Source organism: Pusillimonas sp. ANT_WB101, from assembly GCF_008369125.1.
In the GTDB taxonomy this organism is placed as follows: Bacteria; Pseudomonadota; Gammaproteobacteria; order Burkholderiales; family Burkholderiaceae_B; genus Allopusillimonas.
Map to the genome: position 1 here is coordinate 685,715 of NZ_VOAY01000002.1, position 12,179 is coordinate 697,893.

At 55.7% G+C, this 12,179-nt stretch carries 11 protein-coding genes; 5 read left to right on the top strand and 6 right to left on the bottom strand.

Translation table 11 applies throughout. The features are described from left to right. Window positions 1–94 precede the first annotated feature (94 nt). Both FQ179_RS12110 and FQ179_RS12115 read left to right on the top strand, forming a co-directional pair. Window positions 95–439 (top strand): hypothetical protein, encoded by a 345-nt coding sequence (locus tag FQ179_RS12110; protein WP_149397528.1) that lies wholly within the window; start codon window positions 95–97, stop codon window positions 437–439. Between the two features lie 278 nt (window positions 440–717). Beyond that, window positions 718–1,182 (top strand): hypothetical protein, encoded by a 465-nt coding sequence (locus FQ179_RS12115; RefSeq protein WP_149397529.1) that lies wholly within the window; start codon window positions 718–720, stop codon window positions 1,180–1,182. Window positions 1,183–1,461: 279 nt separating this feature from the next. Here the strand turns inward: FQ179_RS12115 and FQ179_RS12120 are convergent, their stop codons facing one another. Further along, window positions 1,462–1,911 (bottom strand): Hsp20/alpha crystallin family protein, encoded by a 450-nt coding sequence (locus FQ179_RS12120; RefSeq protein ID WP_149397530.1) that lies wholly within the window; start codon window positions 1,909–1,911, stop codon window positions 1,462–1,464. 200 nt (window positions 1,912–2,111) lie between these two features. Here FQ179_RS12120 and FQ179_RS22720 point away from each other — a divergent pair, with 200 nt between their 5' ends. Further along, window positions 2,112–2,282, top strand: coding sequence for a hypothetical protein (locus FQ179_RS22720; protein ID WP_188074595.1), 171 nt, complete (start codon window positions 2,112–2,114; stop codon window positions 2,280–2,282). Here the strand turns inward: FQ179_RS22720 and FQ179_RS12125 are convergent. Beyond that, the gene (locus tag FQ179_RS12125; protein ID WP_149397531.1) at window positions 2,243–3,091 is read right to left on the bottom strand and encodes a zinc-dependent peptidase; all 849 of its coding nucleotides are present in this window, start codon (window positions 3,089–3,091) and stop codon (window positions 2,243–2,245) included. The two genes, FQ179_RS22720 and FQ179_RS12125, sit on opposite strands and share 40 nt — an antisense overlap. A 165-nt stretch (window positions 3,092–3,256) precedes the next feature. Between FQ179_RS12125 and FQ179_RS12130 the strand changes: the two genes are divergently transcribed. After that, the gene (locus FQ179_RS12130) at window positions 3,257–5,083 is read left to right on the top strand and encodes a potassium transporter Kup (protein WP_149397712.1); all 1,827 of its coding nucleotides are present in this window, start codon (window positions 3,257–3,259) and stop codon (window positions 5,081–5,083) included. 45 nt (window positions 5,084–5,128) lie between these two features. Further along, window positions 5,129–5,776, top strand: a complete 648-nt coding sequence (gene alkB, locus FQ179_RS12135) for a DNA oxidative demethylase AlkB (RefSeq protein WP_149397532.1) — start codon at window positions 5,129–5,131, stop codon at window positions 5,774–5,776. 152 nt (window positions 5,777–5,928) lie between these two features. Here the strand turns inward: alkB and FQ179_RS12140 are convergent, their stop codons facing one another. The 4 genes from FQ179_RS12140 to FQ179_RS12155 all read right to left on the bottom strand — a co-directional run bounded on the left by FQ179_RS12140 (window position 5,929) and on the right by FQ179_RS12155 (window position 12,163). Continuing rightward, entirely contained in the window at window positions 5,929–8,058 is a 2,130-nt protein-coding gene (locus FQ179_RS12140) for a DUF4139 domain-containing protein (RefSeq protein WP_149397533.1), read from the bottom strand. A gap of 171 nt (window positions 8,059–8,229) precedes the next feature. Then, complete coding sequence (locus FQ179_RS12145; protein ID WP_149397534.1) at window positions 8,230–8,889, bottom strand: response regulator transcription factor; 660 nt, start codon at window positions 8,887–8,889, stop codon at window positions 8,230–8,232. A gap of 292 nt (window positions 8,890–9,181) precedes the next feature. Continuing rightward, window positions 9,182–11,125 (bottom strand): type IV pili methyl-accepting chemotaxis transducer N-terminal domain-containing protein, encoded by a 1,944-nt coding sequence (locus FQ179_RS12150; RefSeq protein ID WP_255474966.1) that lies wholly within the window; start codon window positions 11,123–11,125, stop codon window positions 9,182–9,184. A 291-nt stretch (window positions 11,126–11,416) separates the two neighbouring features. After that, window positions 11,417–12,163, bottom strand: coding sequence for a peptidylprolyl isomerase (locus FQ179_RS12155; protein ID WP_149397535.1), 747 nt, complete (start codon window positions 12,161–12,163; stop codon window positions 11,417–11,419). Between the last annotated feature and the right edge of the window lie 16 nt (window positions 12,164–12,179).

Genomic DNA, 12,179 nt, shown 5'->3' on the forward strand with positions numbered 1-12,179 from the left:
AAGTATTTCAATGCACTGCAGACTACAGAAATGATCTTGTATGCCGTACCGTCCGGGATTACGCTGATTATGACTAATGCATGGGAGCACCGTCATGAAAGTATTTGGCAATCTTGCGCGAGTTTCACTGATCGGCCTACTTGCCATTTCTCTGGCAGGCTGTGCGGGCTACGACCGTCGCACTAATAACACCGTGCTTGGAGCCGGGCTAGGCACGGCAGCGGGTGCCATCGTCGGAGGTGGGGACCCTGGTTATATGCTGGGCGGCGCGCTCGCAGGTGGCTTGCTTGGCAACGTGCTGACCCAAGATAACCGGTATCACGATGGCGGGCGCTCGTATAACAACAACCGTTCACACTACAACCGGCGCCATTATCAAAATGACTCCAGAAACAGAGGCTACTCGAATAGTTATTACCAGAATCGCAACTCCTGGTAAAACATGTCACTACGGGATAATTCGTGATTCATAGAATAATGATTTATCCCGCTTTTTTCAGATGATGGGTACTTTACCCATCATCATAGCTTTGGCTTCTTCGCCCGCATGAAAAAAGGCGATCACTACGGCGGTACGCACGAGCAGGCTCACACGTAGTCATGTCGGCGGCGTTGCCTGGCGGTTGCTTCACAAGCAAATCACCTGGACGAGGTTTACCGCGCATTCTGACCAGAGGTAATAAAATGGCGTCTAGATTAGTTTTTCAGGGATGATGTGTGCCTTTATTACTTTTACCCTTACTGCTGGTCGCCCTGGTTTTGGGGGCAGTCTGGCTATACAGCCAGGTAGCCAGTGTATTGGGGTCGCTGGCTGGGTTTGGCGCAATTGTGGCCGTTATTGCTGCCTTTGTGGCCTTGATAGCCTGGCTGTTGCGTCGGTATCGCGCCATACATGGCACAAACATACAGGGCCAGCGTGTGCTGTCAACAGATGGCAACTGGGGCGCGTTGCGCCTTAATGTCGGTGAAAAATCAGGCACGATGACGCTGCAAGGTGCAAACGCCAATTTTATATTTGCCGATATCACGCAAGCGCAGGCCCTGCTTGAAGACGACGGCTGGGCTGTTCACCTGACCCTAAGACATCAGGCCAGCGCAGACTGGTTAATACCCATGAATGGGCGCAAGCAGGCTAAGCGATGGGAAAAAATCTTGTCTTATGCCGCAGCGCAAAAACTGTAGGACCTGATTGTAGGCACTATCTTGGGCACGGTGCCGGTTAGCTGCCAAAGTGATGGTGCCAACGCACAAAAATGCAGCATGGGCGCCGTTGCACAGGTGCTGTAGACACGTGCGGTCACACAGGGGCTGTTGCATAGGTGCTGTACACAAGTGCTGTCACACGGGTCTGTCAACTAGCCACCGTAAACGTATGATTTCTTCCAATACAACAACCTGTTCTGCCTGGCGGTGGCGGGCGATGCGCGTGATGCCATCGCGCTCGCCCGTACCCCATTGTGCTTACGAGATCTGCAGCACCTTGGCACCACTGTTTGACGCTTTCTTTGGCAAGGTTAGCGCCAGCACACCATCAGTGTAGTGAGCCTCGGCTTTGGCGTCGTCAATGTCTTGCGCCAGCACAAAACTGCGCGACTGCACGCCATAATAACGCTCGCTGTGCAGTAGCGTATCGCCGTCTTTCTGCTGGCTTTCACGCCGGGTTTCTACACGTATCGAGACCGTATTGCCGTCCACGGTAACTTTGACGTCTTCTTTTTTTGCGCCTGGCACATCTGCCTTGACGGTGTAAGACTGCTCATTTTCGCTGACTTCAATATTTAGTCGCGGGGCGCCATCGGCCGCAAGTGAGCCCGCGTGCCTAAAGCCCTTGAACAGATCATCGAAGTCACGCAACGCGTCAAAGCGTGCCAGATCGCCAAATGGATTAAAACGGATTAGATTATTTGCCATTTTCAACCTCTCACAAATAAATTAAATCTGAATAACCAGATGAATTGGGAGCGTTGATCTGGTCGTAAACGACCGCCTCAGCTCGTGGTACAGAACCTTTCTGTGCCCTGTCATAAATATAGGTCTGTATTGCACAATTTCAAGTTGATCTGTATCAATCAAAGTAAGCCGTATTTTTTATCCAAACAGGTCGTATCCCCATGACTATCGAAGCAGTCCAGGCGTTCTTCACAAGCCATGCCCCTGGCATAAAAACCATTGAGCTGGACGCCAGCACCGCAACCGTCGCCCTTGCAGCCCAGGCACATGGCGTTGAGGTCGGCCTCGGCCGTCAGACGCTGCTAACCGTCATACGCCGGTACGGGTCTTGACGGTAATAGCGGGCAAGCAATGCATACCATTGCGGTAACCCTTGTGCCAGCCGCGCTGGATCAACAAAAAATGCCTCAGTACTTACTGCAAAAAACTCGGCATGGTCGGTGGCTGCATAAGGGTCAAGCGGTAAGCTGGCAAGCCAGGGTTCGGCCTCGGCCGACTCTGGGTCAACGTAAGACGGAATGGCATCTTCTGCGGCAACCAGGCTAGCACTGAATTCGTCGAATGAGGCCTGCAGAACATGTTGCCACTCACGCACAGAAATATCTGGATGCGCCCCCAATGACGGCATGCCGTCAGCATCGCTGCCGTACAGATCAAGCTTGTGGGCAAACTCGTGGATGACAACATTGGCGCGAGACACCAAGCCAGGCTCGGCGTCTTCCCAGGAAAGAATCAGCGGCCCGCCGTCCCAGGCTTCGCCAGACGCCTCCATCATGTACTCGTGCACCACACCGCTCTCGTCGACTTCGGCGCGGGGTATGAGAAACCCACTGGGGTACAGAATGATTTCCGTCCAACCTTCATAAAGGCGTGGACTAAGCTGCATGATGGGCAGCGCGGCTTGTATGGCCACCGACAACATGATATCGCGGGTAAGTTCCAACCCCTGCACACCGCTAAACTGTTTACTGGCCAAAAGCCAAGCCGTGCGCTGTTTTAACGCCAGATCCTCGTCGGGCTTAAGGCCCGCAAGAAAAAAATGACCCATAATGGCCCTGTGCCATACCTCGTCGGTAATCAGGGCCAGCTCTTGTTCAACCTTGCGTTGTGGGGCTCCCAACCCCGAAAGCCATCTAAGCATGCCTTGGTGCCACACGATTATGTTGCTGTGACGTAACAATTACATTGCAGCAAGAGTTAGAAACTCCGTAAAATCATATATTAGTCTCTGACTGTAAACACCGAGCCTTCTTTGAGCCCCCCCAATACCTCGTCGACCAGTATAAAAGCACTAACCCTAGGCGCCATGGGCGTTGTGTACGGCGACATAGGCACCAGCCCACTCTACACCATGAAAGAGGCGTTCTCGCCCGAACATGGCCTGGCCCTGACCGAAAGCAATATTCTGGGCGTCGTCTCGCTAATCGTTTGGATGTTGATTCTGGTCGTTACCCTTAAGTACGTGCTACTGGTAACGCGGGCCAATAACGATGGCGAAGGCGGCATCATGGCGCTGCTGGCCCTGGCCCTTTCACCCTTCAAACACGGTACGCGTCGCTATACGGTGCTGGTTCTCATCGGCCTTATCGGCACAGCGCTGTTTTTTGGCGATGGCATTATTACACCTTCGATTTCAGTGCTCTCTGCGGTTGAGGGGCTTAGCATTGCCACACCTGCCCTCAGTGAGTACGTTGTACCGGTTACCGTCGTCATCCTTCTGGCACTGTATATGGTGCAACGCAAGGGCACGGCGCACATAGGCAGGTGGTTCGGCCCTATCATGGTGATCTGGTTTTCCGCCCTTGCCGTCATGGGGCTTATTAATATCGTTGCACAACCGCTTATATTGCAGGCGCTAAACCCTCTACATGCGGTTATGTTTCTGCCTCAAACGGGTTGGGTAGGCTTTCTGGCGCTGGGTGCCGTAGTGCTGGCTGTAACCGGTGCCGAGGCGCTTTATGCAGACATGGGCCATTTTGGTGCCAAACCCATACGTATCGCTTGGCTAACCATGGTGTTTCCAGCGCTGGCACTCAGTTACCTTGGTCAGGGCGCACTGCTTATGGCTCAACCAAGTGCCGTTGCCAATCCGTTTTATCATCAGCTCGGCAACTGGGCGGTATACCCACTGGTCGCGCTGGCAACGACTGCGGCCATTATTGCGTCACAAGCCACCATATCCGGTACGTTCTCCATTGTGCGTCAGGCCATTGCCCTGGGTTACATCCCAAGGCTCAAGGTGCAATACACCTCTGACGAGCATATCGGGCAAATTTATATTCCCTTCATCAACTGGCTGCAGCTTGTTCTTGTGCTGTCGGTCGTTATCGGTTTTGGCTCATCCAGCGATCTGGCGTCGGCCTACGGTATTGCGGTCACCACCACCATGCTGGCCACTACCTGTCTCACGTTCTTTGTGATCCGGTACAAATGGCATATAAATCTGGCGCTGTGCCTGGCTGTAACCGGCCTGTTCATGTTCATTGACCTCATGCTCGTCAGTGCCAATATGCTCAAAATACCCAGCGGCGGCTGGTTTCCGCTACTGCTGGCCGCGATAATTATCGTACTGATGCTTACCTGGCGCACCGGCCGCCGTCTGGTCGCCGCCAATCTGTATAAAAACCGTATTCCACTCGAAGACTTTCTTTCTAATCTCTTTGGCCATCCACTTACGCGTGTACCTGGCACGGCCATCTTTTTCAGGTCGGAAGGCGACGGGGTACCCCATGCTCTGCTGCACAACCTGTCGCACAACAAAATTTTGCACGAGCGCACGGTGTTCCTTACGGTTTTGAATCGCGACGTGCCCTATGTCCACGAGAAATACCGCGTCAGCGTCGAAAATCTGGGCAACGGCTGCTATCAGGTCGACATGCGCTTTGGTTTCCAAGAAGATCGCGACATACCCAAGGCATTGGCGTTGTGTGAGCCCTATGGCCTTGAGTTTCAAATGCTCGACACCTCGTTCTATATTGCCCGTCAAACGGTTATTGCCACCATGGGCGGGGGCATGGCACACTGGCGTGAGGTGTTATATGCCACGCTGGCGCGCAACGCACGTTCGGCTTCTGATTACTTCAGCTTGCCGGCCAACCGGGTTATCGAACTGGGCGCCCAGGTCGAAATCTAGCCTTACTGCGGCAGGCTCCCACAAGGGTTTGCCGCACCCGCTTTTATGTCACTTGAACTTTTCCCTTTTGGCCAAGCCGGCGAGCGCACCCCACTCGGGCCATCGGCGTTTTTGCTGCACGGCTTTGTATTGCCCCATACAGCCCAACTGCAAACGCTCATTCAGGCCATTACCGGCCAATCGCCCTTTCGCAACATGCTAACGCCGGGCGGCTATACCATGACGGTAGGCCTGACCAACTGCGGTACGCTGGGCTGGACAACCGACCAGCACGGCTACTGTTATTCGCCCATAGATCCGATGACGGGCCTGCCGTGGCCTGCCCTGCCAAACCTGTTTTTAACGATTGCTCGCGAGGCTGCGCAAACAGCTGGTTTTGAAGACTTCGTGCCAGACGCCTGTTTAATCAACCGCTATGTGCCTGGTGCCAGGCTGTCGCTGCATCAAGACAAAAATGAACGCGACCTGTCTGCCCCCATCGTGTCGGTGTCGCTGGGCATGCCGGCTGTCTTTTTATTTGGCGGCCACGCCCGATCCGACAAAACTGCGCGCGTACCCGTCAAACACGGTGATGTCGTGGTATGGGGCGGTGAAGACCGCCTTCGCTACCACGGCGTCATGCCGCTGACCGATCAGCCCCACCCCCTGTTTGGCAGTGAACGCATCAACTTTACGTTTCGCAAGGTGCGTTAATCGCCACACCCCATGTTTACGTTGCCAACTGAGGCTCCCCCAACGTTGGCCTGTATGCCCCATGGCACTCGCCCTTTACGAACACCGCACTGGTCATGATTGCTCCACGACACACTACGCACCATTGTGATGCAACGTGCCGTGGACTGGGCTTAAGACCGGCTTGAGTCCGACGTGCGAATTAAGGCCGACATGTCTTCCTGGCTTTGGGCAAGCTGCTTGCGGGTTTCATGCATTTTTTTATCAAGCTCTGCAATCAAGTCTTCTTCTTGCTCAAGCATGAACACATAACGCTGACCCAGTGCGCTCTGATCGGGTACCGAGGCCATATTGGCGCGTATACGTGCCTGGTTTTCAACGGCACGCTGCGTATCGGCATTGAGTTTTTCCAGGGCTGATTCGACTTCTGCCACCGCCCCCCGCATTTGGGCCAGATTTTTGAGCCGTTCAGCGGTATCAGAGTCGTTAGCCATGCCAGACCAGTGCAGCAGTTCTTGCTGATCGGCATCCACCAGTGCAAACGTTTCGCCACGCTTTTGTTCGGCCACCGCCTTGACCTTGGCCGATGCTCCCGCCTTGAGTGAAAGACGAAGGCGATGACTGGACGCTGTGCTGCTTGCCAGCGAATCAGAAGAGAACTGCCAGCCTTCGCGTCGCGGATGCTCGATGATAAGCGTACGCGCCCCATCTTCAGCACCGCTTACGGCGTAGACAGTGACCATGCGCGCGACGCGGGTCGCATGCAATACCCCATCTGTGATGGAGATCTGGCCGATTTCCTCTTCGGGCGTGGTTTCGCTGACGACGGTTACCTTGCGGTCGCTGGCAAACTTTGCCATGCGGCTTTCGCCTTTAGGTATGCCTGACAATTGCGCATCGCCGACATAACCCTGCGCTTCATCATATACAGTAAGAATGCCCGGCGGCAGGCTGGCCTGCGTGGTGTTTTTGAGGAACACAGCCGCTACCGGATGCACAGTATCGCTACCAGGGTTAAAAACGGAAACACGTTCGGCATCAGCCTGTACATCAATGAATGGGCTTGAGTAGGTTTGCCCGGCAGCCAGGCTAATGGGCTCCGGCAGACGATATTGAGCGCTGATGTCGCCCTCAGCGGTCACGGCTTCGTTGGCTGCACGTGAAGGGGAGGCCATCCCACCCGCGCCCGCCTGGGCCCGCTTGAACGTCGGGATTGGCGCAGCTGCCATGGCCCGGGCAGAAGGCTCGAACGCCCGCATTGACTGATCACCGCCTGAAAAGGCTGACTCATTATCAGGCATGGGCGCTGCCGTGCTTTGTGCAATAACCGGCACCTCTTGCCGGGTGTGCCAGTAGCGCTGAAAAAGCTGCTGTGCGAGCGTAACAGGCGCACCTGACGACAAGGTAACTGCGACCTTGTCCCAGTCTTCGCCTGTGGCGTTTTCAAGTACAACCCAGGCCTGCATTCGGGCTTTATTCTGCTCCCCCATAATCACCCGGTATGCGGTTTTCCAGACTGGCGCTGGCACGCTGTACGACAACCCCACCTTGCGGGCGTCGTCGCTCTCCAGCTTGATGGCGATACGCCGCATGTCTTCACCCAAGGACCGGCTGCTGGCGGCCACCGCCCGGCCAACACGCTCGCGCATGGCCGTGTCTTTGATATCCAGCACCGCATCAGTACCCAGTGTGAGCACCGCAATGTTGCCTTCTTGGTTCAATACAGACAGAACAGGTGCGGAACGACTGTCTGTTGCAGATTGAGACCGCAACCATTGATCATCCACCCCCAACACAGCCCCTTCAACACTACGCCCTCCGGAAGAAACGCGCACGTGAACACCTTGCAGGGTTTGCAGTAACTGCGGCATGCTGCGCAACTGTTCAGGCGTGAAAGGCAATCGACTGAATGTTTCATGCACCGGCGACAGCCCGTCGAGACTGATGGCACCTACGCCCCCTGAAGGGTCGCTTACCACAAGGCTTTTCAGGATATCGTTGACTTGGTCCAGTGGCACATCAAGGACGAGAGACTGACCTTTGTCGACCTGAGCGCTGCGGGTAATTTCGGCCAAACCTCCCGAAGACAAAGTGATTGCCTGGATGGGAGCCGGTGTTAATGAGGGCTGCGACGCAACCGTCGAAGCCGGCTGTTTTGAAGCCGGCCCCTCTTGCGCGCTGGTAGCCGCGTCTGCCGCCACAGGGCTTTCTGGTGCCGCGTGTACGGTCGCCGCGCCAAACAGGGCTGCCACCGCCAGCGCCGCGGCAGTGCTATGTATAGTTAAACCCTTTTGTCTCTGCATCAAGCAATCTCCTTGTTCTGGTACACATTGTATTCACTGCGCAATCTGCGACAGCATACAGCCCGACCTTCGACCCGAACAAGCAATTGGCCCCACACGCGCAGTCATGCCAGAATCGGCCCATAGACACCAGACCTTTTGCTTCACGCTGGCAAGTAACCCGCACCCGGCTTAATCGTCGTGAAACAGGCCTCGCTCTACGGCATATACCGCTATTTGCACGCGGCTCGACAGATTTAGCTTTTTAAGTATGTTCTGCACGTGGATCTTGACAGTACTCTCAGCCACATCAAGACTGCGCGCAATAACCTTGTTGCTTTCTCCGCGCACCAGGCACTGGACGATATCCATTTCGCGCGCTGTCAGATGCACGCGCGAAGAAGTTTCTGGTGCTGGGGTTGGCTCACTGGTCGCCCGAAACTGCGCCACCAGCTTGCTGGTCATAGGCTCGGCGATAACAGGTTCACCCTGCGCTGCACGCCGTATGGCGGTCGTCAATGACGCTGCATCGATGTTTTTAAGCAGGTAGCCCCTTGCACCATCGCGCAGGGCCTGCCCGAGTTCGTCGGCCTCTTCGGACACCGTCAGGATCACAACGGCGCAGTCAGGCATGTCTTGCATAAGCAGACGTAGTGTTTCCAGGCCCGAGAGCCCCGGCATATTAAGGTCAAGCAAGACGACATCGGGTGCAAGCGCCTTGGCTCGCTTGATGCCCTCCAACCCGTCTGCCGCCTCGCCCACAACATCAAAGTCTGGTTGTTTTTGCAGCAGAAAGCGTACGCCTGAACGAAACAGGCTGTGATCGTCTATGAGCAGTATTTTTATCGTCATCGTTGAGCAGGGCTCACACTGTGCTGCCACGCGCAGCGCGTAGACGGCACTCGTAATTTTGCCACTCCATGATCAAAAACAGTTCTCCGCGCAAACGCACGGCCGTTGGCAGACATGCCTGCTTACTACCCTACCATCAAGCCGTCTGCCGTGCGCTGGCGGGCAACAACAGCGAAGCCGCCACGCCCTTGCATGTCTGCTTGCCACCCTACCGTCAAGCCGACTACCGTGCACTTGCAGGCAACAACAGCGAAGCCGCCACGCTCTGGCATGCCTGCTTGCCACCCTACCGTCAGGCTGCCTGCCGCGCGCTTGCCGGCAACACCAGCGACACGGCCACGCCCTGACCGGGCGCCGTGTCGATGTGGAGCTTAGCCCGCATGCGATTGGCGCGCTCTTGCATGATTTTCCTGCCGAGGTGCCCCTCAAGGCCATCAACCACATCCTCGTCAAAACCAATGCCATTATCGGCTACAAGCAGACGGAAGTCTTGCCCATTGCTCATGCGCACATCAACTTTGCTGGCTTGAGAATGCTTACGCACGTTGGACAAGGCCTCTTGCAAAATGAACAGTACCTGCAATTGCTGTTCTCGCGAAAGCGCAGCACCTCCGGACAGGTCTCCGACTTCAAGGGCAACGTCAATACCCGTCTGACGCCGAAAGCGCGCCACGGTTTCTTCAACGGCACCGAGCAGGTCACCGCCTTCACCCAATCTGGTGCGAAAGTTATTCAGTAATTCGCGCACATCCTGATAGCTCTCCGTCACCCCGGTACGCAGCAAGGGCACGATGTCGCGCACTTCGCCCATGTCTTCACGCGTAACCGCCTGCTCAAGCACCTGCAACTCCAGATTCAGAAAATTAAGCCCCTGTGCAATGCTGTCATGCAACCCCTGGGCCATGAGTGTGCGCTCCTGCTCCATGGCAAGTTGGCGTGCCTGCACGCCGAGCCGCCGGTTTTGCAGGGCAATGCCCAAATGCCGACCTAGCGTTTCAAGCAGATGACGCTCTTCGGCGCCAATGGCTCGCGGCTGATTAAAATGCAGCGAGTAAGAACCCAGCACTTCATCCTGAGCCTGGATAGGAAACACGGCAAGGCTGCGAAACCCTTCTTTGGCACAATGAAACCGTGCAGGCACCTCCTGCATTTGTTCGATATCGCGGATAACCACTGGGCCTTTGCGGGTCGCCTTGCCACAAAAGCAATCGTTTGCCTTCATACAGAACTCTTCTTCGCCATGACGGGCTGACAGCCCTTGCGACAGTACAAGACTAAGATTGTCACCAGTGGGGTTGAGCGTGCGAACGCTTCCGCCGCCCGCATCAAACTGACGCATGACGCGATCAAGAAAACCCTGGCATACATTTTCGATATTGTTGGGCTGGTTCAAAAAAGCGGCAATGTCGTACAGGGTGGCCAGTACGGCGTTGCGGCTGGCCAGCTCGGCAGTTTTCTCTTCAACCCGCCCCTCAAGCTCTGAATACAAGCCTTCAAGCTCATCAGCCATTTTATTAAAGCCCAATGCCAGCGCACCGAGTTCATCCTGGCTTTCTACCGGTAGCCGTACGGAGAAATCTCGGCGGGTCATGCGCCGCAACCCATCGCTTAACTGAAGAACCGGAAAAATGATCCAGAGATAAAGCAAATAAATTAGTGCCAGTGTTCCGATACAGGCAAGGACGATAAGAATGCTTTGCGATATGCGCAACATGGATGTTTTGCGGGAGCTGACGTTTTCTATCATGCGAACCAGCACGTCAGCCTGCGCAACAAACACAGGCAACAGATCAAGATAAGCGCCCGGCAGCCCGCCGTCTAACGCCGCAAGTGCGGCGGGCTTGAGTTGCTGTTTCCAGGTTTCAGATACCCGCGCCATCTGCGCCAGCACGGCTTGCTCTGCAGGAAGCAACAATGGACGCGCAGGGTCTCCGCGTTTAAGCTCAGCAAATATTTGGTCTTGTGCCTGAACAGATGCAAGCACTGTGTCGGCACGTGTTTGGGAGCCATTTATCGGTTCTCTGACAAGCTCGACGGCCACGCGACCGGCACCCATGCGTAAACTGCCCGCGTCATTAATGGCTGCGCCTGCCCCTTCAAGCTGCCAGGACAGCCACAGCGTCCAGCCTATCATGCTGAGTACAACCAGCAATGCAACGGCGGAGCTTGCGATGATGCGGGTAGAAAGCCTGTTACGCACAGGCGGTTGATCGAAAGACAAGGTAGTCAGATCCACGCCTATGGCCTCCGGCAAGAACGACGGGCTATCCAAGTATACATTTTTGGATATCAGAGCCCTGCACCCTTGTCGGCGACGAAATGAGAAGGTACGTTACGAACACTATTGCATCAACATGCGGGCACTGCTCCATCGCGACGGGCTCGCCCCAGGCAGCACAACAGGCTATCAGTCGCTTGCCTGCTCTGCCTTTGACGAGGCTGCACAGCACGGCAGCCTCTTAAGGAACGCATGCTGAAAGCGCTGGGAACGACCGTCTAACCGTTCGACGTCGTGCATCACTGATTTTCACTGTAGTAAAGGGCTATCTGCACCTTCCAATTCGTAGCCGTGTATGTCGGCCTGCCCGGCCAGATACGAGGCGTACTGGCGCCACGCGGTATCACGGCTTGCGGCGGCGAGCACTGCGGCGATATCGTCGCGCACATCGTCGTAAGGGCGCAAACGCCCTGCCACATGCCGGCGCACACGCACGATATGCAAGCCAAACCGGGTTTCAAGCAACCGCGACAGCACCTCGCCCTCCTTCAACCCGAACACAACGCGCTCGAACTCAGGCACGGTGTCGCCCCGGCCTAATTGGCCCAGGTTGCCACCCAGTGACCCGGAAGGACAATTGGAAAGTGTTCTTGCGATGTCGCCAAAGCACGAGATGTCACCAAGAACTGTGTTTAGCGCCGCCTGCGCCCGCTCGCGCAAGGCATCAAGACTTACACCCGGCGTTACCTGGAACAGAATGTGATCGGCCTCTACCAGTTCACCGACCGTAAACCGATCTGGATTGCTGTCGTAATAACGCCGGCAGGTGGCCTCGTCGGCCTCGGGCACCTGTACCTCGCGTTCCAGCAGAGCGTCAATGACGGCCTCATCATTACCTCCGCCGATTCCCAGCCTAGCGGCTTCGTCGAGCAGCACGCGTTTGAGCACCAGCGTGATCATGGCTTCATCGACAGGGTTGCCAGCACCTTCATGGAAGGCCAGCTCGACCTCCATGTCAGCATCGGTAACCTCAACACCATTTACAGTAACCGTCATGGTCTAGCTCCGTATG